General features: G+C 70.0%; 32 protein-coding genes. 8 read left to right on the forward strand and 24 right to left on the reverse strand.

Annotated features, from left to right (window positions below; translation table 11 throughout):
* Positions 1 to 10: 10 nt before the first annotated feature.
* The 7 genes from ACJ9NR_RS09630 (at position 11) to ACJ9NR_RS09660 (ending at position 7,267) form a co-directional block, all read left to right on the forward strand.
* Complete coding sequence (locus ACJ9NR_RS09630; protein WP_412487086.1) at positions 11 to 790, forward strand: DeoR/GlpR family DNA-binding transcription regulator; 780 nt, start codon at positions 11 to 13, stop codon at positions 788 to 790.
* A gap of 88 nt (positions 791 to 878) precedes the next feature.
* The gene (locus tag ACJ9NR_RS09635; protein ID WP_412487087.1) at positions 879 to 2,249 is read left to right on the forward strand and encodes an ABC transporter substrate-binding protein; all 1,371 of its coding nucleotides are present in this window, start codon (positions 879 to 881) and stop codon (positions 2,247 to 2,249) included.
* Positions 2,246 to 3,184, forward strand: a complete 939-nt coding sequence (locus ACJ9NR_RS09640; RefSeq protein WP_412487088.1) for a carbohydrate ABC transporter permease — start codon at positions 2,246 to 2,248, stop codon at positions 3,182 to 3,184. The genes ACJ9NR_RS09635 and ACJ9NR_RS09640 overlap by 4 nt, the downstream gene beginning before the upstream one ends.
* On the forward strand, positions 3,181 to 4,041 hold the full coding sequence (locus ACJ9NR_RS09645; RefSeq protein WP_412487089.1) for a carbohydrate ABC transporter permease: 861 nt from the start codon (positions 3,181 to 3,183) through the stop codon (positions 4,039 to 4,041). The genes ACJ9NR_RS09640 and ACJ9NR_RS09645 overlap by 4 nt, the downstream gene beginning before the upstream one ends.
* On the forward strand, positions 4,038 to 5,027 hold the full coding sequence (locus ACJ9NR_RS09650) for a zinc-dependent alcohol dehydrogenase family protein (protein ID WP_412487090.1): 990 nt from the start codon (positions 4,038 to 4,040) through the stop codon (positions 5,025 to 5,027). Before ACJ9NR_RS09645 ends, ACJ9NR_RS09650 begins: the two co-directional genes overlap by 4 nt.
* 120 nt (positions 5,028 to 5,147) lie before the next feature.
* The gene (locus tag ACJ9NR_RS09655; RefSeq protein WP_412488791.1) at positions 5,148 to 6,329 is read left to right on the forward strand and encodes a TerD family protein; all 1,182 of its coding nucleotides are present in this window, start codon (positions 5,148 to 5,150) and stop codon (positions 6,327 to 6,329) included.
* A gap of 704 nt (positions 6,330 to 7,033) precedes the next feature.
* Positions 7,034 to 7,267, forward strand: a complete 234-nt coding sequence (locus ACJ9NR_RS09660) for a helix-turn-helix domain-containing protein (protein ID WP_412487091.1) — start codon at positions 7,034 to 7,036, stop codon at positions 7,265 to 7,267.
* 80 nt (positions 7,268 to 7,347) lie between these two features.
* Here ACJ9NR_RS09660 and ACJ9NR_RS09665 read toward each other — a convergent pair whose 3' ends face one another.
* Both ACJ9NR_RS09665 and ACJ9NR_RS09670 read right to left on the reverse strand, forming a co-directional pair.
* Positions 7,348 to 7,503: a hypothetical protein gene (locus ACJ9NR_RS09665; RefSeq protein ID WP_412487092.1), complete on the reverse strand. Its 156-nt coding sequence runs from the start codon at positions 7,501 to 7,503 to the stop codon at positions 7,348 to 7,350.
* Between the two features lie 208 nt (positions 7,504 to 7,711).
* Entirely contained in the window at positions 7,712 to 7,921 is a 210-nt protein-coding gene (locus tag ACJ9NR_RS09670; RefSeq protein ID WP_412487093.1) for a hypothetical protein, read from the reverse strand.
* Between the two features lie 165 nt (positions 7,922 to 8,086).
* Here ACJ9NR_RS09670 and ACJ9NR_RS09675 point away from each other — a divergent pair, with 165 nt between their 5' ends.
* A complete protein-coding gene (locus tag ACJ9NR_RS09675; protein ID WP_412487094.1) occupies positions 8,087 to 8,350 on the forward strand; it encodes a GntR family transcriptional regulator in 264 nt (87 codons plus the stop codon).
* A gap of 64 nt (positions 8,351 to 8,414) precedes the next feature.
* On the opposite strand, the gene ACJ9NR_RS09680 is transcribed toward ACJ9NR_RS09675, so the two are convergent.
* The 22 genes from ACJ9NR_RS09680 to ACJ9NR_RS09785 form a co-directional block, all read right to left on the reverse strand.
* Positions 8,415 to 8,651 carry a hypothetical protein gene (locus ACJ9NR_RS09680; RefSeq protein WP_412487095.1) on the reverse strand — a complete coding sequence of 79 codons (237 nt, stop codon included), beginning with the start codon at positions 8,649 to 8,651 and terminating at the stop codon, positions 8,415 to 8,417.
* Complete coding sequence (locus ACJ9NR_RS09685) at positions 8,648 to 8,923, reverse strand: hypothetical protein (protein WP_412487096.1); 276 nt, start codon at positions 8,921 to 8,923, stop codon at positions 8,648 to 8,650. Before ACJ9NR_RS09685 ends, ACJ9NR_RS09680 begins: the two co-directional genes overlap by 4 nt.
* Positions 8,924 to 8,936: 13 nt before the next feature.
* Complete coding sequence (locus tag ACJ9NR_RS09690; protein ID WP_412487097.1) at positions 8,937 to 9,131, reverse strand: hypothetical protein; 195 nt, start codon at positions 9,129 to 9,131, stop codon at positions 8,937 to 8,939.
* Positions 9,132 to 9,134: 3 nt separating this feature from the next.
* On the reverse strand, positions 9,135 to 10,088 hold the full coding sequence (locus ACJ9NR_RS09695) for a glycoside hydrolase domain-containing protein (protein WP_412487098.1): 954 nt from the start codon (positions 10,086 to 10,088) through the stop codon (positions 9,135 to 9,137).
* Positions 10,088 to 10,360 (reverse strand): hypothetical protein, encoded by a 273-nt coding sequence (locus ACJ9NR_RS09700; protein ID WP_412487099.1) that lies wholly within the window; start codon positions 10,358 to 10,360, stop codon positions 10,088 to 10,090. Before ACJ9NR_RS09700 ends, ACJ9NR_RS09695 begins: the two co-directional genes overlap by 1 nt.
* Positions 10,361 to 10,428: 68 nt before the next feature.
* On the reverse strand, positions 10,429 to 12,402 hold the full coding sequence (locus tag ACJ9NR_RS09705; RefSeq protein WP_412487100.1) for a hypothetical protein: 1,974 nt from the start codon (positions 12,400 to 12,402) through the stop codon (positions 10,429 to 10,431).
* A gap of 2 nt (positions 12,403 to 12,404) precedes the next feature.
* Positions 12,405 to 13,352 (reverse strand): hypothetical protein, encoded by a 948-nt coding sequence (locus tag ACJ9NR_RS09710; RefSeq protein ID WP_412487101.1) that lies wholly within the window; start codon positions 13,350 to 13,352, stop codon positions 12,405 to 12,407.
* Between the two features lie 3 nt (positions 13,353 to 13,355).
* Positions 13,356 to 14,510: a siphovirus ReqiPepy6 Gp37-like family protein gene (locus tag ACJ9NR_RS09715; protein ID WP_412487102.1), complete on the reverse strand. Its 1,155-nt coding sequence runs from the start codon at positions 14,508 to 14,510 to the stop codon at positions 13,356 to 13,358.
* Positions 14,511 to 14,520: 10 nt separating this feature from the next.
* Positions 14,521 to 15,492 (reverse strand): phage tail family protein, encoded by a 972-nt coding sequence (locus ACJ9NR_RS09720; protein WP_412487103.1) that lies wholly within the window; start codon positions 15,490 to 15,492, stop codon positions 14,521 to 14,523.
* Positions 15,493 to 18,375 carry a phage tail tape measure protein gene (locus tag ACJ9NR_RS09725; protein ID WP_412487104.1) on the reverse strand — a complete coding sequence of 961 codons (2,883 nt, stop codon included), beginning with the start codon at positions 18,373 to 18,375 and terminating at the stop codon, positions 15,493 to 15,495. It abuts the gene before it with no gap.
* Positions 18,376 to 18,378: 3 nt separating this feature from the next.
* Positions 18,379 to 18,615 carry a hypothetical protein gene (locus tag ACJ9NR_RS09730; protein WP_412487105.1) on the reverse strand — a complete coding sequence of 79 codons (237 nt, stop codon included), beginning with the start codon at positions 18,613 to 18,615 and terminating at the stop codon, positions 18,379 to 18,381.
* A gap of 68 nt (positions 18,616 to 18,683) precedes the next feature.
* A complete protein-coding gene (locus ACJ9NR_RS09735) occupies positions 18,684 to 19,199 on the reverse strand; it encodes a hypothetical protein (protein WP_412487106.1) in 516 nt (171 codons plus the stop codon).
* Positions 19,199 to 19,681, reverse strand: a complete 483-nt coding sequence (locus ACJ9NR_RS09740; RefSeq protein ID WP_412487107.1) for a phage tail tube protein — start codon at positions 19,679 to 19,681, stop codon at positions 19,199 to 19,201. The genes ACJ9NR_RS09735 and ACJ9NR_RS09740 overlap by 1 nt, the downstream gene beginning before the upstream one ends.
* A 71-nt stretch (positions 19,682 to 19,752) precedes the next feature.
* The gene (locus ACJ9NR_RS09745) at positions 19,753 to 20,085 is read right to left on the reverse strand and encodes a hypothetical protein (RefSeq protein WP_412487108.1); all 333 of its coding nucleotides are present in this window, start codon (positions 20,083 to 20,085) and stop codon (positions 19,753 to 19,755) included.
* Between the two features lie 10 nt (positions 20,086 to 20,095).
* Positions 20,096 to 20,500 (reverse strand): hypothetical protein, encoded by a 405-nt coding sequence (locus tag ACJ9NR_RS09750; RefSeq protein WP_412487109.1) that lies wholly within the window; start codon positions 20,498 to 20,500, stop codon positions 20,096 to 20,098.
* Positions 20,497 to 20,883 (reverse strand): hypothetical protein, encoded by a 387-nt coding sequence (locus ACJ9NR_RS09755; protein ID WP_412487110.1) that lies wholly within the window; start codon positions 20,881 to 20,883, stop codon positions 20,497 to 20,499. Before ACJ9NR_RS09755 ends, ACJ9NR_RS09750 begins: the two co-directional genes overlap by 4 nt.
* A complete protein-coding gene (locus tag ACJ9NR_RS09760; protein WP_412487111.1) occupies positions 20,880 to 21,299 on the reverse strand; it encodes a DUF6093 family protein in 420 nt (139 codons plus the stop codon). The genes ACJ9NR_RS09755 and ACJ9NR_RS09760 overlap by 4 nt, the downstream gene beginning before the upstream one ends.
* Positions 21,296 to 21,862 (reverse strand): hypothetical protein, encoded by a 567-nt coding sequence (locus tag ACJ9NR_RS09765; protein WP_412487112.1) that lies wholly within the window; start codon positions 21,860 to 21,862, stop codon positions 21,296 to 21,298. Before ACJ9NR_RS09765 ends, ACJ9NR_RS09760 begins: the two co-directional genes overlap by 4 nt.
* 18 nt (positions 21,863 to 21,880) lie before the next feature.
* Entirely contained in the window at positions 21,881 to 22,216 is a 336-nt protein-coding gene (locus tag ACJ9NR_RS09770) for a hypothetical protein (protein WP_412487113.1), read from the reverse strand.
* Between the two features lies 1 nt (position 22,217).
* Positions 22,218 to 22,580, reverse strand: coding sequence for a hypothetical protein (locus ACJ9NR_RS09775; protein ID WP_412487114.1), 363 nt, complete (start codon positions 22,578 to 22,580; stop codon positions 22,218 to 22,220).
* Between the two features lie 18 nt (positions 22,581 to 22,598).
* Positions 22,599 to 23,453, reverse strand: a complete 855-nt coding sequence (locus ACJ9NR_RS09780) for a phage major capsid protein (protein ID WP_412487115.1) — start codon at positions 23,451 to 23,453, stop codon at positions 22,599 to 22,601.
* Positions 23,454 to 23,471: 18 nt separating this feature from the next.
* Entirely contained in the window at positions 23,472 to 24,260 is a 789-nt protein-coding gene (locus ACJ9NR_RS09785) for a hypothetical protein (protein ID WP_412487116.1), read from the reverse strand.
* Between the last annotated feature and the right edge of the window lie 31 nt (positions 24,261 to 24,291).

Genomic DNA, 24,291 nt, shown 5'->3' on the forward strand with positions numbered 1-24,291 from the left:
GGGTGCGGCGATGACGGCGAACACCGCGAGGACGGCGGAAGAACGCCAGCGCGAGATCGTGCGGGTCGCGCGCGCCACCGGTTCCGTCGACGTCACGATGCTCGCCGACCAGCTGGGCGTGGCCAAGGAGACCGTACGGCGGGATCTGCGCGCCCTGGAGGACCACGGCCTGGTCCGCCGCACCCACGGCGGCGCCTACCCCGTGGAGAGCGCCGGCTTCGAGACGACGCTCGCCTTCCGCGCCACCAGCCATGTGCCCGAGAAGCGCCGGATCGCGGCCGCCGCGGCCGAGCTGCTCGGGGACGCCGAGACGGTCTTCGTCGACGAGGGCTTCACCCCCCAGCTCATCGCCGAGGCACTGCCCAAGGACCGGCCGCTGACCGTGGTCACCGCGTCCCTGCCGGTCGCCGGAAGTCTCGCCGAGGCGGACGGCATCTCGGTGCTGCTGCTCGGCGGCCGCGTCCGCTCCGGCACCCTGGCCACCGTCGACCACTGGACGACGAAGATGCTGGCCGGCTTCGTCATCGACCTCGCCTACATCGGCGCCAACGGCATCTCCCGCGAGCACGGCCTGACCACCCCCGACCCGGCCGTCAGCGAGGTGAAGGCGCAGGCCATCCGCGCCGCCCGCCGCACGGTGTTCGCGGGCGTGCACACCAAGTTCGGCGCGGTCAGCTTCTGCCGGTTCGCCGAGATCGGCGAGCTGGAGTCCGTCGTCACCAGCACCCTGCTGCCCGCTTCCGAAGCCCACCGATATTCGCTGCAGGGCCCGCAGGTCATCCGCGTCTGACAAGCCCGCAACCCGGAAACAGCCCCCCGAACGGCACGCGTACGCGCGCGTGCGCCCCTTGTATCCGCATAAGTACCAGGAGCTCCCCATGCGAACCCAGAGCCGACGCGGCCGCCGCGCCCTGTTTGCGGCGGCCGCCGCAGGAACGATGATCACCCCCCTGCTCGCCGCCTGTTCGGGCGCCGGCGGTGGCGGCGGGTCCTCGTCCCATTCCATCAACGTGCTGATGGTGAACAACCCGCAGATGGTGGAGCTGCAGAAGCTGACCGCGGCCAACTTCACCAAGGACACGGGAATCACGGTGCACTTCACCGTCCTGCCCGAGAACGACGTCAGAGACAAGATCAGCCAGGACTTCGCCAACCAGGCCGGCCAGTACGACGTCGCCACGCTCAGCAACTACGAGATCCCGATCTACGCCAAGAACGGCTGGCTCCACCCGATCGACTCGTACGTCAAGAAGGACACCGCCTTCGACCAGCAGGACATCCTCAAGCCGATGCAGCAGGCCCTCACCGCGGCGGACGGCAAGCTCTACGGTGAGCCCTTCTACGGCGAGTCCTCCTTCCTGATGTACCGCAAGGACGTCTTCCAGAAGAAGGGCCTGACCATGCCGGCCAAGCCCACCTGGCAGCAGGTGGCGAACCTGGCCGCCAAGGTGGACGGCGCCGAGCCCGGGATGAAGGGCATCTGTCTGCGCGGGCTGCCCGGCTGGGGCGAGATGCTGGCTCCGCTGACCACGGTCGTCAACACCTTCGGCGGCACCTGGTTCGACAAGAACTGGCAGGCCCAGCTGACCTCCCCCGCCTTCAAGAAGGCCACCCAGTTCTACGTCGACCTGGTGCGCAAGCACGGTGAGTCCGGTGCCCCGCAGGCCGGCTTCGCCGAGTGCCTCAACGACACCACACAGGGCAAGACGGCGATGTGGTACGACGCCACCTCCGGCGCGGGCTCGCTGGAGGCGTCCGGTTCCCCGGTCAAGGGCAAGATGGGCTACGTCCCGGCCCCGGTGGACAAGACCGACAGCTCCGGCTGGCTCTACACCTGGGCGTGGGGCATCCAGAAGGCGTCCAAGCACGCCGACGACGCCTGGAAGTTCATCTCGTGGGCCTCGGGCAAGGACTACGAGAAGCTCGTGGGCGAGAAGGCGGGCTGGGCGAACGTGCCGGCCGGCAAGCGCTCCTCGACCTACGACATCCCGCAGTACCGCAAGGAGGCGGCGGCCTTCGCCGACGTCACCCGCAACGCCATCTCCAGCGCCAAGCCGAACGACCCGGGTGTGCAGCCCCGTCCCGCGCCCGGCATCCAGTTCGTCGACATCCCCGAGTTCACCGACCTGGGCACCAAGGTGTCCCAGGAGCTGAGCTCCGCCATCGCCGGGCGGCAGTCCGTGGACAGTGCGCTGAAGAAGTCCCAGCAGCTCGCCGAGGCCGTCGGAAAGAAGTACCAGGGATCATGACAGCCACCACCTCGCCCCGGGTCGCCACCGCCACCGCGCGGCCGGCGACCCGGCCCCCCAACCGTATGCGCGCGTGGGCCGTGCGCGCCCCGCTGCTGCCGGCGCTGGTCTTCATGATCGTGGTGACCCAGCTGCCGTTCGTGGCCACCCTGGTGATCTCGTTCTTCGACTGGAACGCCCTGTATCCGAAGGATCGCCACTTCACCGGTGTCCACAACTACCAGCAGGTCCTCAGCGACCCGGATCTGCGCCACTCGGTGTGGACGACGATCCTGCTGACGGTCAGCGTGGTCCTGGCCAGCCTGGTGCTGGGCCTGGCCATCGCGTTGCTGCTCAACCGGAGGTTCAGGGGCCGCGGCGTCGTCCGCACGCTGATGATCGCCCCGTTCCTGATCGTGCCGGTGGCCGCCGCCCTGCTCTGGAAGCATGTGCTCTACAACCCTGAGTACGGCCTGTTCAACGGGTTGCTGCACTATGTGGGCGGCCCGCAGCCGGACTGGATCTCCAACACCCCGCTGCTGGCGGTCGAGGCCTCGCTGGTGTGGCAGTGGACGCCGTTCATGATGCTGATCCTGCTGGCGGGGCTGCAGAGCCGCGACAGCGAACAGCTCGAGGCCGCACGGGTGGACGGCGCCAACGACTGGCAGGTCTTCGTCCATCTGACGCTGCCGCACCTGCGCCGCTACCTCGAACTCGGCGCCCTGCTGGGCTCGATCTACATCGTCCAGAACTTCGACGCGGTCTTCACCATCACCTCGGGCGGCCTGGGCACCGCCAACCTCCCCTACACCGTCTACCAGACCTTCTACCAGGCGCACGAGAACGGCCTCGCGTCGGCCGCGGGCGTCCTGGTGGTCATCGGCTCCATCATCATCGCCACCTTCGCCCTGCGCGTGGTGTCGTCCCTGTTCCGCGAGGAGGTGTCCCGCGCATGAGTACGATCGCCGCACGAACCGCGACCGACCGGCCCCGCCGGCGCGGCGGAGCGGGGCTCGGACTGGTCGCCTGGCTGGTCGGACTGGTGTTCTTCCTGCCCATCGCCTGGATGGCCCTGACGTCCTTCCACTCCGAGGCGGACGCCGCCACCAACCCGCCGTCCTTCGGCGCGTCGCTGACCCTGGACAGCTACCGCGAGTTCTTCGGCGCGGGCGGCGGCGCGGACCCCTGGCCCGCACTGATCAACTCGGTCATGGCCTCGGTGACCTCGACCCTGCTGGTGCTCCTGCTGGCCCTCCCGGCGGCCTACGCGCTCTCCATCCGCCCGGTGAAGAAGTGGACGGACGTCCTGTTCTTCTTCCTGTCGACGAAGATGCTGCCGGTGGTGGCGGGCCTGCTGCCGATCTACCTCTTCGCCAAGAACACCGGGATGCTGGACAACATCTGGCTGCTGGTCATCCTCTACACCTCGATGAACCTGCCGATCGCGGTGTGGATGATGCAGTCCTTCCTCGCCGAGGTCCCGGTGGCGGTGATCGAGGCGGCGCAGATCGACGGCGCCCGCCTGCCGACCATCCTGGCCCGCGTGGTGGCCCCGATCGCCCTGCCGGGCATCGCCGCGACGGCGCTGATCTGCTTCATCTTCAGCTGGAACGAGCTGCTGTTCGCCCGAGTCCTGACGGGCGTGGTCGCACAGACCGCCCCCGTGTTCCTGACCGGCTTCATCACCAGCCAGGGCCTGTTCCTGGCGAAGGTGTGCGCCGCGTCGCTCGTCATCTCCCTGCCGGTGCTCGCCGCGGGATTCGCCGCCCAGGACAAGCTGGTCCAGGGCCTGTCGCTTGGAGCCGTGAAATGAAGGCCGCCGTCATCGAGTCCGTGGGCCGCGCCGTCGTGACCGAGGTCCCCGACCCGACACCCGGCCCCCGCGAGGTCGTCGTCGAGGTCGCCGCCTGCGGCCTGTGCGGCACCGATCTGCACATCCTCCAGGGCGAGTTCGCGCCGAAGCTGCCGATCGTGCCCGGGCACGAGTTCGCCGGTCAGGTGGTCGGCGTCGGCACCCAGGTCACGGAGGTAGCGGTCGGCGACCGGGTGGCGGTCGACCCGTCCCTGTACTGCTACGAGTGCCGGTACTGCCGCGCGGGCCACAACAACCTCTGCGAGCGGTGGGCCGCGATCGGCGTCACCACCGCCGGCGGCGCGGCGCAGTTCGCCGTCGCGCCGGTGGCCAACTGCGTGAAGCTGCCGGAACACGTCCGCACCGAGGACGCGGCCCTGGTGGAGCCCCTGTCCTGCGCCGTCCGCGGCTACGACATCCTGCAGGCCCGCCTCGGCGCGCACGTGCTGATCTACGGCTCGGGCACCATGGGCCTGATGATGCTGGAGCTCGCCAAGCGGACCGGGGCGGCGAGCGTGGACGTGGTGGACCTGAACCCGACGCGCCTGGAGACCGCCCGCCGGCTCGGCGTCACGGCCTCGGCGGCGAACCCGGACGAACTCGACCGCCCCCAGGGCTGGGACGTCGTGATCGACGCCACCGGCAACGCGGCCGCGATCCAGGACGGCCTGGACCGGGTCGCCAAGGCGGGCACGTTCCTGCAGTTCGGCGTCGCCGACTACGCCACCCGGGTGACGATCGACCCGTACCGCATCTACAACCAGGAGATCACCATCACCGGCTCCATGGCGGTCCTGCACAGCTTCGAGCGTGCCGCCGAGCTCTTCGCGGGCGGCGTCCTGGACCCGGAGACCTTCATCAGCGACCGGATCCCCCTCAGCCGCTACCCGGAGGCCCTGGAGCAGTTCGCGGCGGGGGTGGGCCGCAAGATCGTGGTGGTGCCGTAGGGAGACGGGCCGGGGGCCGGGCCGGCAGGCTCCCCCGATTGATCGAAGGGCACTCCCCCGATTGATCGAAGGGTAAGGGAACGGTAAAGCACCCTCGCTCGTTCAAGGGGCATGACAGCTATGACCCCCGGCTCGAACATCCCTCTTCCCACCGCCCGCGTGACGGTGGACGTCAGCGCCCCGGTGCGGCTCGACGTATCGGGCCTGCTGCTCACCGGCGACGGCAAGGTGCGCTCCGACGACGACTTCATCTTCTACAACCAGCCGGCGGGACCGGGCGTGACCTACCGCTCGGGCGGCGGCACGGCGCCGGACGCGATCACCGTGGACACCGCCGCGCTCCCGCCGGGCATCGAGAAGATCGTGGTGACCGCCAGCCCGGACGCCCAGGGGCAGACGTTCCAGGGCATCGAGCCGACGGCCACCCTGCGCAACGCGGACGACCACAGCGTCCTGGCCACCTTCACACCCCCGCGGCTCGGCGCGGAGACCGCACTGGTGGTCGTGGAGATCTATCTGCGCGGCGGCGTCTGGAAGGCCCGCGCCGTGGGCCAGGGCTACGCCAACGGCCTGGCCGGCATCGCCACCGACTTCGGCGTCACGGTGGAGGAACCGGCCGCGGCCGCCCCGCCCCGGCCGGCCACGCCGCCTGCGGCCCCGCCCGTGTCCACCACGCCGCCGCCTCCGCAGGCCGCGCCCGCCGCGGCCCCCGCTCCCGGCGCCGGGAAGATCAACCTCGACAAGGGCCGGGTCAGCCTCCGGAAGAACCAGACGGTCTCCCTCGTCAAGGGCGGCCGCCCGCTGCTCAGCCAGGTCAGGATGGGCCTCGGCTGGGAGCCGGCGTACGGCGGCAAGGACATCGACCTGGACGCGTCGGTCATCGCCTACGGGCCTCAGCGCAACCACATCGACAGCTGCTACTTCGGCAAGCTGTCCATCCTCAACGGCGCCGTCAAGCACTCCGGCGACAACCTCACGGGCGAGGGCGGGGGCGACGACGAGACGATCGTGGTCGACCTCGGCCGCATCCCGCAGGAGGCCACCGGCCTGGTCTTCACGGTCAACTCCTTCTCCGGGCAGAAGTTCACCGAGGTCGCCAAGGCCTACTGCCGCCTCCTGGACGCCACGACCGGTGAGGAACTGGTCCGCTTCGACCTGACCAACGCCGAGGCCCAGACCGGCGTGATGATGGCGAAGCTGATCCGCCAGTTCTCCGGCGAGTGGGAGATGACGGCGCTCGGCGAGTTCGTCAAGGGCCGCACGGTGCGCAGCATGGTGAAGCCGGCCGCGCAGTCGCTGTGAGAACACGCAGGTCAGGAGCCTTGAGCAGCCCAGCCAGGTGACGTTCTGCAGCCGCGCGCCCTGGTCGCGTGCCACTCATGAAGATGGAAGGCGAATCGAGAGCGCCCCTCCCCCTCTAGAGATAACTAGAGGAGACTAGAGGCGCTTCGAGATCACTCGCCCCGACTATTTCCCAATCTCTCCCCAGTCGATCACTGGGCAGACACAACGAGGGCCTCCGCAGCATCTGCGGAGGCCCTCGTGTTTCACAGTCGGGGGACCAGGGTGGGGCCGCCACCCGGGGAGGCGGGCTTATTACCCCACCCTGGCCACCCTGTCCAACGCGCGCTTCGTGCTCATGTCACGGGGCGCTTGTCACTCATTCGGGCGAGTTTGAACACGATCCGATCGGAAACAGACGCAGACCGCCCGCCCGCCGACGAGGGGGTGCTCACGGCGGGCGGGCGGCGCTTCCGGCGACGAGCGAGGTCCGGGGCCGCGCCGAGTATGGGAGCAGGTGACCATTCCGGGCGCAGGAGCAGTCACTTTCTCCGAACGTAAGTGCGATCGGCATATTCGCATTCGATCACACGCGGATGGTTTCTCGCTACACGCTGTTGAGATCTGGTTGAACTCAAGTTGCATATATCCGCTGGATACCCAAGATCAGCAGATTTACCACGGGTGGTAAAGACTTCCCATCAAGATCACTTCAGCGTGTACGGGTGCCGCTCGACCCCCTACCCGACTGGGTGCCCAGCCGACAGCAGGCAATCGGGACGCGGATCCGAGACCGCCGCCGCGACGCCGACCTCTCCCAGGTCGACCTCGGCGAGCTGGTCGGCCGTGACCACAAGACGATCCACCGGTGGGAAACCGCGGCCACCGCTCCCACACTCGTCGACCTCCTGCTCCTCGCCGACGCGCTCGGCGTACCGCTCGCCGACCTCGTGCGCTGAGCGGCCGCCCCCGCGGGGGACGGAGGCGGCCGCCCTCATCCCGCCGCCGGCGCCATCGGCGTGAGCCAGCGGCGGGAGCCTCACCAACTGGTGCGGGTGTACGCGTGCCAGTGCCCGCCGCCGCCGTCCCTCGGCGGGTGCCCTATCGGCTCGGTGCAGCGGACGTGCGTGCGCGGATTCTCCGCCCAGCAGTAGCGGTGCCCGTTCGGCACACGGGGCAAGGTGGTCGTGCTCACGGGGTGACTCCCGACCTCTGTGCATGGTGCGGGCCGACCAGCGGCGCGCAGGTGGGACAGGCGTAGACCTCAACGCTCAGGTCGTGCGCCCCTTCGTGACCCTCGGCGCGGCCGACGGACACCGCCCCCTCGCCGAGCGTCGTGTGACAGAAGACGCAGGCCCAGCCGGAGTGCTGGGCGCGCGTCAGCCGTGCGGCGGGCGGGAGCTTCACGGCCGGTCGGCGAACGGGACCAGGTGGTGCCTGGCCCGGCACGGGCCGCACGCGAACCGGTTCCCCGCGGACGAAGGCCCGGAGCCCACCTCCTCAACCCGGATCAGCCGGACGTCGGCGCTGGAGCCCTCGTGCCAGGAACACCAGCCGTAGCCGGCAGCGGTGGGGGTTCCGTCGGTGCGTGCCGTCTGCGTACTCTCATCCATGTCGACTCCAACCAGTCGGCCAGCCCCCGGGCCTGGCAGCCGCGGGGGCCTTCTCATGTCCTCGCAGCGTAGACCCACCTGTATCGGCCTGTCTCGCTCCGCATCGATCCGTACCGCTACGGATCTCGAAATGCCGCCCCATGGTCCCCTGCCTAGCGTCGAGCCATGGCCACAGATCCAGACGCGCAGATCGACCACGAGGGGCCCGTCACGCCGTACCGGCAGCTCGCCGCGATCCTCCGCGCCCGCATCGCCCGCGGAGACTGGACAGACGGCCGGCCGATCGCCTCCGAGACACGCCTCGTGCAGGAATACGGGCTCGCCCGCTCCACAGTGCGGCGCGCCATCGCCGTCCTGGTCGAAGACGGCGCAGTCTGGACGGTCCCCGGCCGCGGCACTTACGTGGGACAGCCGCCAGACGAGGAATGAGCGGCCCCGGGCATGACGAAAGGGCCCCCTCCCAGCCCGCAGGCTGAGAGGGGGCCGATCGCCCTCACCCCAGAATGTGGCCCGGAAGCCACGCACCCACCACGCCCACCGCGGCAGGCACCACCACACACAGCCACCGAAACAGCCACGGATGCCGCTTCGCCCACGGCCTGATCCACTCCGAGAACGTGTCACCCTGCCGCCGGGACAGGATGCCCCGCACCTCGAACCCGGACCACAGCGCAGCCAGCAGGCCGAGCGCGGCCAGGATGCCGCCCCACACCCAGCCCGCCGCGCTCACGAGTCGCCCCCGTCCGACAGCTGCCCCTCCACGTGAGCGATCCGCACCTCGTGATCCGCGAGCCGCTCGTCATGCTGCCCCAGCCGGGCCATCACCCCCGGCCGGGCCGGAACCCCGGGCCGCTCTTCGGACCCGGACCAGTCCTCCCACGCCTGGTCGAAACGGTCGGCGATCCGCAGCACCGCACGCAGCAGCCGGATCAGGAGCACGGCCAGCCCGATGAGCGCTGTGACGCCGACAGACCAAGCCACAACCGAATCGATGGCTGCCACGCCCGTCGTTCCCTCACTCATCTGCTGGCCTCACCGCCGTCTCCCGGTTCGGCACCCGCCACACCGCCAGCACCGCGGCGAGGACTGCTCCGCCGATCGTGAGTCCCTCCGCGCCGGTGACCATGCCGTCCTGCGCCGCAGTGCCCAGCGCGCCGGCCCCGGCCACGACGCCGGCAACGCCGGCCTTCCAGTACTTCGAGAGCTTCACGGCTCAGCCCTCCGGGGTGGTGGTGACGCTGATGTGCAGGCCCTCGAGCGCCTTGCTGGCGGCATCGGTGACCTCCTGCCGCACCTGGGCGACGAGGGCGGGCACGTCGATGGCCGTGTCGACCCGGGCGAGGGCCTGCGCCATCGCGGTGATGGCCGCGGTCTGCGCGGCTTCCGACGCCTGGAGCTTCGCCACCATGGCGACGAGCTTGTCGGTGTTCTCGTGCGCGATCCGCGAGTGCGCGTACCCGGAGCCGAGCGTCACCCAGACGGGGATCTTCTTGTCCGCGAGGCCCTTGTCCGTCGGCCAGTGCCGCGGAACCCAGTCGCCGAGCGGGACCTGGTCGCCAAGTTGCATGTCGTCCTCCTGGGGTGTGATGCCGGGCATCCACTGCCCGTAGTCGTCGGCGAGTGCCGTGTTGAGGTCGCAGGACACGCCGCCGATGCTGGCCTGTTTGCCCTGCCTGATGGCGGCCCGCTTGTCCCACTGGCCGCCCGACCAAGCGAACGTCTGCCATGCCCACTTCGCGTGGCCGCCATCGAGGGCGCGCTTGACGACGTAGTAGCCGCCGTACACGCCCACCCGGGCCCGGCCGAGCACCGAGGCAGCGCCGTCCAGATACGCGTTGATAGCGGTCTGCTGGCCGGGGGTGGCATCGAAGTCGACGGCGAAGTAGATCGGCCTCGACGAGGGCATGCCGCACGCCGCCGCCTGCGCGGCCGCAGCCTTCGCGTCCTCGGCTCCGGCGCTCTTGCCAGACAGGGGGCGCTTCGCGGTCGACTCCCACACCACGACGCTCGACACACCGTGCGCCGCCAGGTCGTCGGCCTCTGCCCGGGACAGGTTCTTGCTCCTGTCAGGGGACAGATAGCGGCAGGCGAACTTCTTGCCCGCTGCCTTCACCGCCGCACCGCCCGGATGCGACCAGGCGTAGTCCAGGCCAGGGATGCTCGCCATCACACACGCTCCGGCCAGTGCCACGTGCCGCCCGTTGGCGGCTGTTCGTCGACAGCGACGTGCGTGCAGCCGCCGGCGGCGAGCGGGTGGAAGAACTGGCCGGTCGGGTTGAGCACGGACAGCCCGACCCTGCTCGAGTCGTCGGGATCGACCTCGGTGACGATCGCGGCACGGCAGGCGGGCGGGAACGCCTGGCTGCCGTCCTCGCGGACCGGGGTGCCGTGGCTGACGTAGTGGACGACCCGCCCGACGGACGGCTGTTGCTGCGACATCGGCCCCTCCAGGGCATAGAGAAAGCCCCAGCCAGACGGCGCGGGGCGTAGGGGTGCTGGGCAGAGGCTCAGCTGAGGGCTGCCCAGCGGGCGACGTAGTCCGTGTCGCCGGAGGCGAGCGCCACCGACGCGGGCAGCGCCGTCTGCCCGGTCCCGGACGTCAGGAACCGGGCGTTGGCCGCGGTGAGGCCAGCGTTGAGCGTGCTCGACGAGTACGAGTGACCACGGACCAGCTGCGGCGGCGTCGTCCCGTTGACGAGGACCGCCACGTAGTACACGCCCGGATCCAGCGTCTGTGCCGAGGAGAGGGCGATGGCGTGGTGCCCGGCCGAGGCGAAGGTCGCGCTCTGGTCGGCGCTGCCGGACAGCAGCGTCCCCGCCGAGTCGTAGAGGCCGGCGAAGTTCTGCGCGGCGGTCAGCCCCGCTCCGGCTTCGCCGATGCCGATGTGCACGTTGGTGACCACGGTGGGGTCGGCGACCTTGACGGCCATCAGGTACAGCACCCCGGCCGTCATGGTGTCGGTGCCGGCGCCGAGGGTCGCGGGGTCCTGCGTCCACGACAGCAGCCCGTGATCGGCCGGGGTCCACAGCGGGCCAGAGGTGTCCGTGCGCGGGTACCGCTGCAGGCCGGCCTGCAGGGTGCCGGTGTCGAGGCCGACGATGTCCCGCAGCACCGTGGACGCGACCGTGCTGTAGGTGACCGTGCTGCCCGAGTTGGCCTCCACGCGGATGGCCTCGAAGACGTTCGGCGCCTCGCTGACCGTGCTGGCGTCCTCGATCAGCGACAGGGAGTCGCCGGTCGCGACGTTGACCCACTTCGCGGAGACCTTGTTGTTCCAGGCGTTGGCGCCGACCACGAAGGCCTTGTTCCCGGCCGCGCCGGTCTTGCAGGTCACGTAGTTCAGGTCGAACACGTTGGACTCGCCGGTCTGCACGTTGATCAGGGTGGCGAACTGCTCCAGGTTGCAGCCCCAGAACCGCTGGCTTGCGCTGCCGGCGGCGCCGTCGAGGAGGATGCCCGTGCAGCCGGCCCCGTTGGCGCCGGCCTCGACCATGGACCAGTTGTTCTGGTTCATGTTGCCGGTGATCGACTCCACGTGGATCGCGGTGCCGCCGTCGCCGACCAGCTCGATGAAGAACCGGCTGAAGGTGCAGTCCCCGGCGTTCTGCACCGAGCTGTCGTTGCTGATGTGGACTCCGTTGCGGACGCCCTCGATCTCGATGTTGTCGAACACCGACCGGAACGGCATCTCCAGGTCCATCGCCCAGCCGGTGTAGGTGGGGGTGTACTCGCCGTTGATCCGCAGGTTGCGGAAGCTGGAGTCCCAGAAGCTGCGGGTCTCGCCGGCGGTGGTGACCGCGGTCGCCACGATCCCCTTGCCTGCCCCGGAGATGACGATGCCCAGGTCGCGGATGTGGCATTGGGCCCAGTTGGAGATGGCGATGGCGTTGACGTCCAGCGCGGGCCGCAGGATCGTCGTGAACTCCCCGCTGCCCTGCACGATGACGGACTGGGGGTTGTCCTCGTTGGCGGTGCCGTTGATCTGGACCGGTGCGCTGAGGTTGAAGTCGCCGGTCGACAGCTGGACGATGCCCCCACCGGTGTCGTTCTGTGCGTCGTCGATCGCGGCCTGGATCTGCACCTCGTCCGCGGTGCCGTCGCACAGGTAGGAGGCGGCGGCGCGCACGTCGGCAGGCGCGGTCGCCGAGGCGACCACCCGCACCAGCGACGTGAACGCGGCCGAGCTGCCGCCCCCGGAGCCGGTACCGCGGGCCTGGATCCATGCACGGCTGCTGCCGCCCGCGTCCGCCCACATGCCCGTCACGGAGTCCGGGCCCTGGAACTCGGGGATGAACCCGTACTCGTCCGCCGTCACCGTGGTGATGGGTGTGCTGGAGGCGTCGAGGAGGTCGGTGTACTGGGTGCCGGCCTCGGCAGCGTCCCAGAAGGTCACGGTGGCGGTGGGGGCGACGGCCCACAGGCCGTCGGAGGGCTGAACCACGTAGTCGGCGAGGGTCGCGCCGAACGTTGAGCGTGCCATGGTCAGTCCACCACCCAGCTGATACCGGAGCCGGGCAGCACGAAGTCTCCCGTCGAGATGGTCGGATGGTTGGTCAGCCACACCTGCCCGGCCCGATCGCTGCTGGCCGCGTAGATGATGACGCGGCTGACCTCGAGGCCGGTGGTGTAGCAGATGCCGTACTGATCGCGGCTGGGGTGCCGGTAGGCGGCCGGGATGAGCACCGGCAGACGGCTGATGCTCGACCCGCTGAGAGTGCCCGCCTTCCGCTCGAACGAGCCGAGGCGCAGGTGAACGCTGCCGTTGCGCTTCTGCAGGATGCTGTCGACGGTGTAATCCCACGCCGACAAGGCGGAGTTGACGACGATGACACCGGAGTCGTCGGCAATGGTCCGCCAGCTGCTGCCCGTCCACTGCAGCGTGCGCCCGGTATCCGTCTCGAACACCATCTCGCCACGCACCGGCGTCGGGTTGCGCGCCGACGACAGAGCGGGGCGCACACGGGCGCCGACATACAGCTCGCCGCGCGTCACGCTCACCGCGGAGGCCCCGTTGAGGACGGTCACCGTGGCGAGGGGAATCTCGTACACGCCGGAGCTGTAGTCACCTACGTCCTGAACCAGCGGCGGGGCGCCAGCCCCTGGCGTGCCTTCACGGATCGCCGCAGCCACAGTCCAGTCGGCGCGATCCAGACGCAGTACCACCCGATCCACCCGCGTCGAGCCAGAACTGTTCGCCGAGATGGGCAGGTTCACGGCGGTCGTGCCCGAGTGCCAGCCGTGACCGCGCACGCTGGCATACACATCCGCGCGCACGTCGACGGACAGTCCCGTGCCGGCGGAGACGACCTCGGTGTCGGTCGGGTCGCCATACACGCCATCGTCGGAGAACCGGCTGGCCAGGACCTCGTATTCGGCGTCGGTCACCGCCCCCGTGTTATAGGCGGCGTAGGGCCAGGACTGCTGGGCCATGCGTTACCTCGCTTCGATCCGGCCGAGCCTGCGGCCCAGCTCTCGTACCAGCCGCACCATCTGCGGGTCCGACGTTGCCTCCGGCGACCCGACCAGGCTCGTGACGTACTCGCCGCTCTCGGGCGTTGCTTGCAGGTGGATGGAGCGCACCAGGTCGGCGACCTCCAGGCCCGTGGGGAGGGCGACGGTGACCTTGTCGCCGAGGCCGTAGTCGCGGCCGGCCCTGAGGTCCTCGGTGTCGACGGTGACCGTCGCCAGCTCCACCGGCGCCGACCCGCCGGCGAGCGACTCGGTGCCGTCCTGGGTGAGCTCGCCGTTGGTGTCGTCGTCCGCCGAGCCGTTGACGAGCTCCTCGACCCGGTACCACGTGGATGCCGCGGTGGTGTCTGCCACCTCGACGTAGGCGCGCGGTGTGGCCTGGTCGGAGCCCGTGACCAGCGCATGCGTCACGGTCGGTGCGCTCTGCTTGAAGGTGACCGCCCGCAGGTTGCCCAGACCCTCGGAGAAGCGGGCCGTTGCCGTGAGGTCGGCCGGGGCGTACACCTCGAACTCGATCTGGCTGCTCGTCTGGCGGGCGCGGAACCCGAGGCCGCCGCCGTCGATCGCCACCCGCCGGCAGGTGGCGAGCAGGCCCTCGAAGCGGGTGTTCACGCTGGTACTGCTGCCGACACCAGCGGCAGCAGCGAGGGCGAAGTTCGGGATCTGCCGATCCCCGCGCGCGGAAGGCCCGCAGTTGACGTCGACCAACGTCCGGATGATCGTCTCCGCGTTCGTCGAGGTGATCTGGTAGGCGGTATCGGGCTGCGCCGACCAGGCCGAGGCCGGGTCCGCCCAGGTGAGGTATCCGGCCGGCCGCGCCAGGTCGTCGCTGAAGTTGACGGTGACCTTGCCCGGCGGTGCCTCGCCGTCGCTGCCGATCCCCCAGGAGAAGTCCTGCGGGATCTCCATCGGGCCGGCCATCCAGATCTCGCCGTCCCGGATGACCACCAAGCGGTTGCCGGGCTGGAGCTGGTCCATCACATAGGAGTGAGCAACCAGGTCCACGCTCCCGCTGCCCGGCTCGTTGAACTTCAGCGTGGCGTCGAGCGACGTCCAGTCGGTGAGGGGATCGCCCTGCACGGCGAGGGCCTCGTCCGTGATGAGGAGCTGGATCGCCACGCGCCACCTCCTATGCGGTCTCGTAGCGTGGGTTGAACGTGAGGTCCACGGCTGAGCCGGGCCCGGCGCCGTCGAGTTCGAAGGTGACGTCCGTGCTGCCCGGAGGCAGCGACCACAGCGACGCTGACGGCCAGTTCAGCCCGCCGACCCAGTTGGAGCCGTCCTGGTAGCGGACCTGGACGGGGTCGGTGCGGATGGTGACCTGCTGGCCGGCCGTCAGCGCGCCGTGGCCGATCGCGGACGCGCTGGGGTCGAGGACGAAGCTGTCGCCGGTGTCCTGGCGGGTGAACGTGATCAGTGACGCAGGGCCGGTGATCATCCATTCCGGCCAGACGTCGACGTCGCCGGGGTTGGTGACCGTGGTCGCGCCGAGGACCTGCGAGCTGGACACGGTCGGGTACGGGTTCAGGAAGTCGGCGCCGACGCCGTACTCCCGGTGCACCATGACCGTCTCGGAGTCGACCCAGTACGGGTCTTCACACCACAGCGTCAGGACGGCGCTGTCGAAGATGGCGCTGCTCGCGCTGCGGTTGCCCTGCCCGTCGAACCCGTCCTGGTAGATCACGTTGATGCGGCGGCGACTGCCGTCCGGCCGCGCGACCTCGAAGGTGCCCGCCCCGTCGCGCAGCGTGCGGGTGAAGGCTGTCGCCAGTTGCCGCCACCGCTGCACGAACTCGAGGTGGTCCGAGCCGTAGACGTGCAGCGGCCACACGATGGCCCGCGCCTGCGGCTGCGCATGCCGCAGCCGTGCGCCTCCGCGCGGGTGGGGGTCCGACGTCAGCTCGTAGGGTGCGGCGCCGAGGCCGGACACGCCGTCGGCGAGGGTGTACCAGCCCAGGGCCTCGGTGGTCAGCGGCCACACACCGCCAGCGGGGTCGGTGTAGGTGACCGTCGCGTGGCCGAGGTCCGGGATGGATACACCGCCACCACCCGATTCGCCGGTATCCGGCGGGGTGGTGACCGGTGCTGTAATGAGCGGCATCTACCTGGGCCTCCCCACGCGCTGGCGGGCCTCTTCCTGCCGCTGCAGCAGGCGCAGATCGGAGGCGTCGATCACGGACTTCCGCGGATACACGTTGTAGGTGACGTACCGGTTGGCCGAAGCTGCGCCGACCGGCTGGGACGGATGGCCGGCGTAGTAGCGGGCCGGCATGGCGCTACCGGAGGGCAGCAGGCCCTGGTTGATGGCCTCCATGAACGCCACACCGTACTTGCGTACCGACGCCTCACGGATCACGAACTCGCCGTTGGAGCCCCACAGCGGCACCGAGTCGGATGTCGCCGTGCCCGGGCCGACGATCTTCCCGCCGCCCGGATAGCCGGGGATGGGCCCGCCGTGCGCGCGGTGCAGGAGACCGCCGGTGGCCATGTGGTGCGGGGTCGAGTAGTTGGTGTAGATCCACGTCGTCGCCGAGTAGCCGTCCAGGTTGTTCAGGGCGTCCTTAGCGATGCGGATCTTCCGCTCGAGGTCGGCGATGTTCGCCCGCACCTGCGCCTTGCGGGAGTCCGGCACCCTCTTCAGCTCGGCCTTGGCCTGGGAGAGCTTCCGGTTGAGGTCCTTCAGATCGCCCTTGATCTTGGTGGTTCGCGACTCGGGCAGCTTGGCGTAGGCGCTGGTCAGCTTCTCGATCTGCTCCTTGGTGAAGCCGGCCTGGTGCATCGTCTTCTTCAGCGCTTCGATGTCCTGGGCCAGGACTACGTCGCCGGCCTCCACGCTGTGCTTCTGGTCGGCGACGGCCTGCGCGTGCTCCATGGCGGCCTTGGCCGCGTCCAGGAAAGCCGACTTGACCTTTCGGCCCTTGTCGGTGGTCTCGTCGAGGGAGTGCCCGTTGTCCTTGACCGTCTTCGTCAGATCGGCCAGGGACTGCTGGAAGCCGATGCTCTTCTCCGCGGCGCTGATGTTGATGCCGTTCAGGCCGTTGAGGGCGTCCGTCAGCTTCTCTGCCGCCGAGCGCTGGTCCTGGATCTCGGTCTTCGTCTTCGCCACCTGGTCGCCGAGGTCGCCCTGCGAGCCCGCCGCGAGCTTGGACTGCGTGTCGCTGGACGCCAGCGCATCCGAGTACTTGGGCAGCAGGGTGAGGAACTTCTCCGTCGACGTGCCGGACTCGTTGGCGGCCTGGGCGTAGGCCTTGAAGTTCGCCGCCGCCTCCTGGGTGTGGCCCGAGGAGACAAGCTCGGCAAGGGACTGGTCGATCGCGTCGAGCTTGTCGTGGGCCTCGTCGAGGGGGATCTGGGCCTCCATCAGCCCCTTGGTGAGGTTGAAGGTGAGGCTGTTGACGATGTCGGTGGTGCGGGCTTCGCCCGAGGGGTGGGCGATGCGCGCGACGGCCTCGCCGAGCCCGTCGAGGTTCTCCCCGAACTTCTTGGCCAGCTCTCCGGACGCCTTGCCCTTCTGCGCGAAGTCGACCATCGAGTTCGTCAGTTTCGCCACGTCCGGGGGTGTGTCCTTGAACTGGTCGCGGACCTCCTGTACGGCGTAGGAGATGGCGATCAGGCCGCCGATGACGATGGAGGTCTTGCCGAGGACACCGAGCGCGGTGCGGGTGCGGGCAGCGGTGAGTCCCATGTCGCGCAGTTCCCGCCGGACGGTCATGATGCGCGGCAGCAGGAGCAGCAGCCCGGATCCGGCGAGTCCCACGGCGCCCGCCACGCCGGCGAACAGCGTCGCGCCGGCCTGCAGTTCCGGCGGGAGGGAAGCGTAGGCGTTCACGATCTTCGTGACCCACTGGACCATGTCGCGCAGCACGCTGTTGGCCGCGGTCCCGGACTGGATGAGGGCCGTCTCGAGGGCGCTCTTCAGCAGCTCGAAGTCGCCGATGAGGTTGTCCATCTGGGTGGCCGCGGTGCGGGCCGCGTACCCCTGGTCGTTGACCTTCTTGGTGTACTCGTCGACGCCCTTCGCGCCCAGCTCGTACAGGACGTTCGCGCTGCGCACCGCGTCGGATCCGAAGATCACCCCGAAGGCGGCGCTCCGCGCCTCCGGCGTCAGGTTCTTGAAGCTCTTCTGGAGGCGGCCCGCCAGGGCGGACAGGCCGACGAACTTGCCCTGTGAGTCGTAGGCGCTGAAGCCGAGTTTGGCCATCATCGTCTCGGCCTCTTGGGACTGCGGGGTGAGCCGCTGCAGCATGACCTTCAGCGACGTGCCCGCGTCCGAGCCGACCAGGGCGTGGTCGGCGAACGCGGCGATCGCGCCCGCTGTGTCCTCGATCGACAGACCCGTCTGGTGGGCGACCAGACCACCCATGCGGATCGCCAGGCCCATCTGGTGCACGTTCGTCGCCGACTTGTTCGCGCCGGCGGCGAGGACGTCCGCGACGTGCCCCATGTCCTTGCCGGACAGGCCGAAGGTGTTCATCGCCTGCGCGGAGGTGATCGCGGCTTCCTTCAGGTCGAGCTGGCCGGCCGCCGCCAGTGACAGCGCACCGGTCAGCGCGCCGCCCACGATGTCCGCCGTCTTCACGCCGGCCCGCGCCAGCTCGGCCTCCGCCTGCGCGGCCTGCGTTGCCGAGTACTTGGTGGTACGCCCCGCGTCCAGCGCGGCCTGCCGCAGCTTCTGCAGCTCCGCCCCGGACGCCCCGGACACGGCCTTGACCTCGCTCATCGCCTGCTCGAACTTGGCCGCCGCAGCAGCCGCGAGCCCGAACGCGGCGATGAGAGCCAGCGACCCGGTACGGGTCGCCTTCAGCGCCGTCCTCTGGTTGGTGGCGATCCGGTTCATGGTCGACGCGGTCCGCCGGGACGCCGTGGTCATGTCCCGCCGGATACTCGCCGCCGTCCGTGACGCCGTCCGGGCGGCGCCACGCATGCCCGCGGTGAAGCCGGTCGTCGTCGCACCCAGACGGACGAGAACGGTGCGACTGGTCATGGTTCACCTCCGGGTGACGTGGACGTGGAGGCCGCGCATGTCGCCGCCGGCGGATTCGAACTGGCCGACCTTCGCGGCCGCGGCCGCACAGGCGTGGCAGCGGGTGATCTCCGCCTGCCAGGCGCCTTCGCTGCCGCGGGCGGTGGCCTCGTCCCACGGCTGCCGGCAGTCCGGGCACTCGCTCGCCTCGACGGCGGCCAGGGCGAGCGCCCACGCCCGGTCGTCCTCCAGCCACAGCACCTCGCCCGGCTGCGGCCACGCCCGGCCCAGGAAGATCGACCGGGGTACGCCCCAGGCGCGGGCGGTCTCTACTTCTCGTCGGTGCGGGAGGCGAGGATCGCGGAGGCGGCCAATGAGAAAGGGACCGAGGTGGCCTCGCCGTTCACCACCCAGGCCGCGCCGATGAGCTCTTCCCGCTGCCCGTTGTTGAGGTGTTCGAACAGCTCGTCGACCTGTTCCGGCGTCATCACCGGATCCACCGCGGACGCGGACACCAGGGCGGGCGCGAGGGTCTCCGCGTCGTATGCCTGGTCCTCGGTCTTGCCGGGATGCTGAGCCACCAGGTCGGACCACGCCTTGGCGCCGAGCGCACGGAACGTGAACTCGGCCTCGGCGGCCCGCATCTTCTCCCGGGCCGCCGCGATCTGCTCCGCGATCTCCACGCCGGGGTGCTGGTCGGCGATGCTGGCCGGCCGCCACTCCGACACCGCGGCGAGCTGCTTCTCGAGCCGATCCACTTCCGCGGCCACGTCCCCGGCGAGGCAGATCCGCACCGTGTGCTCGCGCGGGCGGGCCTTCTTGAGGATCTCGGTGATGTCCGGCATCAGGCAGCCACCACCGCGGACGTGTTCGGCTCCGCGCGGAGCTTCATCGGGCTGGTGAACTTGGCGACCTCGTTCGGCGCCGGCGGGATGCTGTTGCGCTCGCCGCACTCCACCGGATACACCTCGCACTCCTGGTCGGCGGCCCACGCGGTGGTGTAGGGCAGGACGCGGCGCACGACGAGGTAGCCCTGCGTCTGGTAGGTGAGCGTCGCCCACGGCAGGTCGTCGCTCACCGTGTCGCCGCGCTTGAAAGTCACCTCGGGGCTGTAGGACCGGCGGCCGGCCCGTCCCGTGGTGAACGTGGACGCCAGGCTGCTGTTGTCGACGTCGGCGGTCTCGGCCGGGATGCCCAGACCGTCAGGGGTGATCCGCTCGGTGAAGTCCTCGCCGGCGTCGAGCTCGGCGACGGTCGGCGCGGAGATGTCGGCAATCGCGGTCACCCAGGCGACCCGGGTCTTACCGTCGTTGATCACGTCGGACATGACGTGTCCTCCCTTGAGGGCATGAGAAAAGCCCCGTCAGGGCGGGGCGAGCGTGGACAGGAATGCAGAGGTCAGATGCGCAGCGCGGCGACGGTCACGCTGGTGACCGCGCTGTAGGAGACGGAGGCCAGTCCGGAGTCGGACGGGTCGGCGAACGGCGTCCCCGGGACGGGAATCATCAGCTCGCCGGAGGCGGCCACGGTGACCACCAGGTCCGGGTTGGCCACGCTGCCGTAGTAGTTGCCGGGGACGGCGAGCGTGACGGTGATCGGTGCCGCGTCGCCGTTGACGACGTGCAGGAACGTGTTCGGGCCGGGCTTGACCTTGTCGCCCCCGGCGGCGGCCGCGGTATAGGCGGGGTCGAGGCCGTCGGCGGTGATGGCCTGGGTAGTGAGCGTGGCCACAGCAGATCTCCTAACTGGTCGAGCGGATCATGTATTGGATGGGCGCGAACCACACCGGCGGTGACACGTCGTCGTCGCGGACAGCCGGCGGCCCGCCCAGCTCTTCCGGCCGGAAGGACACCCGCCCGGCCACGACCAGCGGCCCGTACAGGGCGGTGCGCACCATGTCGGCCACCCACAGGCAGCGCTCCTGGTCCGGGCCGATCGCCGTGATCTGCATCAGGCCGTCGAAGTCGCTGCGCACATCGGCCAGCGACTCCGGCACCGACCGGCCCGGGCCCATGTGCACGACCGCATACATGCCGGTCTCCGGCAGCGGGCTGGGCGCCACGCCCAGGCCCACCGTCAGCCCCTTGTCCTCCAGGGCGGCGACCACCGCGTCCCGGTGGGCCAGGACGCCCGGCGCGGCCGTCACAGCGCCTGGCGGCCCACGACGGCCGCGATCTGCTCGACGAACCGGGGCGCCTCGGCGGCGATCGCCCGCGCCCCGTCCATGTGCGGCGGGTTCTTCGACGACCCGTACTCCAGCAGGTTGCCGAGCGCGCCCTGCGGCTTGTTCTTGTCCGGGCCGATCTCCGCGATCGCCCCGCCCGGGTAGTGCCGGGTGTCGTAGGAGATGCTTCCCGGGTACAGGCGCGCGTGACGGCCCGCGCTCGCGGCGGCGTTGGCCCGCCAGTCCCGCTTGACGTTGACCGCGCCCCGCTCGACCACGGCCCGTACCCGCGGCTCCACGTGGGCGCCCGCCCGGTACAGGTCTCTGGACAGGCGCTGGATCTGGCTCACATCGACACTGCTCACGACCGCTCCTCCGCGATGATCCGCCACGCCGTTGCTGTGGCGCCGTACTGGGCTCCCTGCACCCACAGCCGCAGACCCACCAGCTGCGGGTTCGGGGAGTCCTGCACGTCCACGACGTCCCCGGCCTGCGGGCGTTCTCCCGAGTCGGGCAGCCGCGTCGAGTACGGGAGGGTGATCCGGTACTGCCGCAGCCGCAGTTCCTGGTCTCCGGCCTGCACCTGGGCCACAGCGAGCTGAGCGGGCTTCACCCTGGCCTCGCCGGTGTAGAAGGTGATGGCGGGCGGGCCCGGCACGGTCAGCCCGGTGTCCCGGTCGAAGATGTCCGGACCCGGCCGGTACAGGGCGATCTCCTCGAGCATCAGTTCCTCGGCCGCGTCCCGGCCCCGGGCGAGGAATGCATCAAGTCCGGTGATCACCGCATCCCCACCACCCAGATGCAGCGCGCGCCGAGTTCGCGCTGCAGTGCGGTGAGTTCGCCGGGCAGCAGGTCGCCGGCGGCCTGGATCGACTCGGCCGCGTAGGTCTCGCGGTAGTCGTCGATTGCCCGCTCGCGGATCCCGACATCCATGCCCACAGGGGTGTTCGCGAGGCGGCTGGCGACCTGGCAGGTCAGTTCCACCAGGCCGTCAGGCAGCGGATCCCAGCCGCGCTGATAGGTGACCTGCACGCGGGTGGTGGCACAGTCGTCGGGCAGGTGCAGCTGCTCGCCGTCCCACCACCAGCCCGTCAGCGCGCTCGTGGTCCCGTCCGAGGCGACAGCATCGACCGCGGTCACCTCGATGACCGGCGGGGCCGGCAGCTCGAGACAGGTGCTCTCGACGGGGAGCTGCACGGTGACGGTACTGGGGGTGATGGGCTGCCCGGCCGCGCGCCGGATCCGGACCGACGCGCGGGTGAGCAGGGTGGTGGCGGAGTCGGCGGGCAGACTGTAGCCGTAGGCCACAGCGTCATCGAGTGTGGCCAGGGCGGGAAGAGCCATGGGTGGTGCCCTCCCGTCTCAGCTGCTGGGGGTGGCGTACTTCTCGATGAGGTCGGCCTTGGTCATGCCGTCGGCTTCCTCGGCGGTGGCGCCCTTCACGACGGCCCAGCCGACCCATTCCGCCTTGTTGGCGGTCTTCGCCGGTTCCGTGAGGGGCAGCCCGGGCACCTCCTTGCCGGGGTCCGGCGGTGTGCCCGGTGTCGGCTCGGCCAGCGGCTCGAGGTAGGGGCTGCCGTCCTTGTTGACGCGGCGCAGCATGCCCTTGGTCAGGCGTTCCTGGATCGGTTCGGGCAGCGGCAGGTCCATGGCGTGGATGCCGCCGCCCTCCCCCCGGATGTAGATCGTCTCGGCCATGTCAGGTGTTCCTCGGGACCTTGAAGGCGGTGACGGTCATGGCCTGATCGGTCTCGAAGATCAGGCTGCCGTCGTTCTGCAGGAAGCGGCCGGACTCCACAGGGCCGACCCATTCGGTGGCCGAAGAGCCGACCGAGACGGCGAGGTCGCCCTGCCCGGAGGCGATCGCCAGCGGCAGCTGGCCGGCCAGCACGGTGAAGGTGCCGGCGGTGGCGCCGTTGACGACGCGCAGCACGGTCAGTTCCGGGTCGGCGTCGGCGACCTGGCCGCCGTTGCCGGCTCCTGCGGTGAGCGCGGTCCCGGCCGGGTCGGCGAGGTTGCTGTTGGGGACGAGGTCGCTGTACGCGACAGCGGTACGTGCCATGGTGGCTGACCCTCCGGATCAGGTCTGGGACGCGATGGCCGTGGCCAGCGCCTCGGGGCGGACGACCTTCGCGCCGTACAGCGCCAGGCCCTTGACGGCGTCGGAGAACGACGACTCGGGCCGGTAGGCCTCGGTCTTGTTGATCTGCTCGGCGAAGCTGATCGCCGTGCTGTTGCCGGCGGTCACCACGTAGTCGTCGCCGGTCGGGTTGGGGCAGTTGTTCGACATGTAGATGCTGAATCCGCCGGCCCGTCCGATGAAGCCGTTGCGCAGGGCGGCGCCCTGGTCGGCGGCCTTCTCCGCGTTGATGAAGTTCGGGTCCAGCAGGGCCCGGCCCTCGAGCCACGACGGCACGACCATCCACCGGTTCTGCTTGGGCACGTTGGCGTCGTCGAGAGCGACCTTCAGCGGGATGACGATCTTGGAGTAGAAGTACTCCGGGTTCGCCTCCGGCACCGAGATGGTGCCGAGCTGGTTCGCCGCCTGCGCCTGCGTGTACAGGTTGGCCACGTACTGGTCGACGACGTCAGCGAGAGCGTAGGCGGCCTCGCTCATGGCCTGCGGCATGACGTCGCCCTTGGCCTGCCGCTTGTCGACGTCATCGACCTTGAAGGCCCAGTACTTGGACTGGTCGACGACCAGCGTGCGCTGGGCGTCGTTGAGCTCTTCGGGCGTGATGACCGTCGAGTTGGGGTTGTAGGTGCCGATCGTCGGCCGGGAGATGGAGGTGATACGGACGGTGTCGCCCGCCTCCGAGATCTCGCCCTCGTAGTCGCGGTTGACCATGCCGGGGCCGGCGTAGACCAGCTCCTTACGGAGCGCGACCAGGAGCTTGGCGGACCAAATCTCCGGCCGGAAACGCTTGATGGACATCGGTTTCCTCTCGGGTGGCTATCCGCCGAGGTATTCGCGCAGCTGACCCTTGCGGTGAGCCTCGTCGATCTGCTCGGGCGTCAGTTTCGAAACTTCGTGCTCTGTGAGCTGCTTGGGTCCGCCGGTCCCCTTGCGGGCTCCGCCGTCTCCGCTCCCCTTGAACCTGGGCTCGGCCTTTGCGGCAGCTCCCAGGTAGGGGCGTTCCTTCAGGAGGTCCTCGATCGCGTCGGCGATCTCGTCCTCGTCGACCTGGCCGTCCTCGTCGACCTCGAACTGGCTGAGGTCGAGGAAGTGGAGGGCGTCGCGCGGGTTGGTGAGCTTGCCCGCCGCGGCGGCCCGGATCTCCGAGCGGACGATGCGCTGGTTGGCCCGGGCGGTTGCCGCCTTGTCGGCCTCACTGCGAATGTGCTCGGGGTCGTTGTCGTTGCCTCCGGCGCCCTTCAGGCGGTCGCGCTCGGACTCGGCGGCCTTGCGCCGCTCGCGTTCCTTGCGCAGCCGGTCCTTCATGGAGGCTAGGGCCTTCTTGCCGGGGTCGCCGAGCTGGTCGGCGCCCTCCGGGTCCGCATCCTGGTCGTCCTGGCCGTCGTCGTTGCCGGCGTCGTCGTCGGCGTCGTCCCCTCCGTCGTCGTCGGCGTCGTCCCCTCCGTCGTCGTCGGCGGTGTCGTCGTCCTGGTCGTCATCGTCGGCGGCGCCCAGGACGGGCCAGATCGGGTACCGCTCGCTGTCGTCCTCGCCGGGGCGGGCCTTGCGCCAGCCCAGCGCGGTGCGGCCGGTGACGGGGTGTACGGGCAGGGTGGATGCGGTCATGGTGATGCGTCTCCCGTTGCGGAAGTCGGGC

Origin of the sequence: Streptomyces sediminimaris (genome assembly GCF_047049295.1) — a bacterium.
Classification (GTDB): domain Bacteria; phylum Actinomycetota; class Actinomycetes; order Streptomycetales; family Streptomycetaceae; genus Streptomyces; species Streptomyces sediminimaris.

What these genes read in the sequence shown, in the direction of transcription:
- ACJ9NR_RS09675 (WP_412487094.1), top strand. Translation starts at nt 8,087, where the DNA reads ATGGCCACAGATCCAGACGCGCAGATCGACCACGAGGGGCCCGTCACG.
- ACJ9NR_RS09780 (WP_412487115.1), bottom strand. Translation starts at nt 23,453, where the DNA reads ATGTCCATCAAGCGTTTCCGGCCGGAGATTTGGTCCGCCAAGCTCCTG.
- ACJ9NR_RS09650 (WP_412487090.1), top strand. Translation starts at nt 4,038, where the DNA reads ATGAAGGCCGCCGTCATCGAGTCCGTGGGCCGCGCCGTCGTGACCGAG.
- ACJ9NR_RS09630 (WP_412487086.1), top strand. Translation starts at nt 11, where the DNA reads ATGACGGCGAACACCGCGAGGACGGCGGAAGAACGCCAGCGCGAGATC.
- ACJ9NR_RS09640 (WP_412487088.1), top strand. Translation starts at nt 2,246, where the DNA reads ATGACAGCCACCACCTCGCCCCGGGTCGCCACCGCCACCGCGCGGCCG.
- ACJ9NR_RS09645 (WP_412487089.1), top strand. Translation starts at nt 3,181, where the DNA reads ATGAGTACGATCGCCGCACGAACCGCGACCGACCGGCCCCGCCGGCGC.
- ACJ9NR_RS09735 (WP_412487106.1), bottom strand. Translation starts at nt 19,199, where the DNA reads ATGCCGGACATCACCGAGATCCTCAAGAAGGCCCGCCCGCGCGAGCAC.
- ACJ9NR_RS09635 (WP_412487087.1), top strand. Translation starts at nt 879, where the DNA reads ATGCGAACCCAGAGCCGACGCGGCCGCCGCGCCCTGTTTGCGGCGGCC.
- ACJ9NR_RS09695 (WP_412487098.1), bottom strand. Translation starts at nt 10,088, where the DNA reads ATGGCGAGCATCCCTGGCCTGGACTACGCCTGGTCGCATCCGGGCGGT.
- ACJ9NR_RS09775 (WP_412487114.1), bottom strand. Translation starts at nt 22,580, where the DNA reads ATGGCACGTACCGCTGTCGCGTACAGCGACCTCGTCCCCAACAGCAAC.
- ACJ9NR_RS09770 (WP_412487113.1), bottom strand. Translation starts at nt 22,216, where the DNA reads ATGGCCGAGACGATCTACATCCGGGGGGAGGGCGGCGGCATCCACGCC.
- ACJ9NR_RS09725 (WP_412487104.1), bottom strand. Translation starts at nt 18,375, where the DNA reads ATGACCAGTCGCACCGTTCTCGTCCGTCTGGGTGCGACGACGACCGGC.
- ACJ9NR_RS09655 (WP_412488791.1), top strand. Translation starts at nt 5,148, where the DNA reads ATGACCCCCGGCTCGAACATCCCTCTTCCCACCGCCCGCGTGACGGTG.
- ACJ9NR_RS09670 (WP_412487093.1), bottom strand. Translation starts at nt 7,921, where the DNA reads ATGGATGAGAGTACGCAGACGGCACGCACCGACGGAACCCCCACCGCT.
- ACJ9NR_RS09720 (WP_412487103.1), bottom strand. Translation starts at nt 15,492, where the DNA reads ATGCCGCTCATTACAGCACCGGTCACCACCCCGCCGGATACCGGCGAA.
- ACJ9NR_RS09710 (WP_412487101.1), bottom strand. Translation starts at nt 13,352, where the DNA reads ATGGCCCAGCAGTCCTGGCCCTACGCCGCCTATAACACGGGGGCGGTG.
- ACJ9NR_RS09705 (WP_412487100.1), bottom strand. Translation starts at nt 12,402, where the DNA reads ATGGCACGCTCAACGTTCGGCGCGACCCTCGCCGACTACGTGGTTCAG.
- ACJ9NR_RS09740 (WP_412487107.1), bottom strand. Translation starts at nt 19,681, where the DNA reads ATGTCCGACGTGATCAACGACGGTAAGACCCGGGTCGCCTGGGTGACC.
- ACJ9NR_RS09785 (WP_412487116.1), bottom strand. Translation starts at nt 24,260, where the DNA reads ATGACCGCATCCACCCTGCCCGTACACCCCGTCACCGGCCGCACCGCG.
- ACJ9NR_RS09765 (WP_412487112.1), bottom strand. Translation starts at nt 21,862, where the DNA reads ATGGCTCTTCCCGCCCTGGCCACACTCGATGACGCTGTGGCCTACGGC.
- ACJ9NR_RS09700 (WP_412487099.1), bottom strand. Translation starts at nt 10,360, where the DNA reads ATGTCGCAGCAACAGCCGTCCGTCGGGCGGGTCGTCCACTACGTCAGC.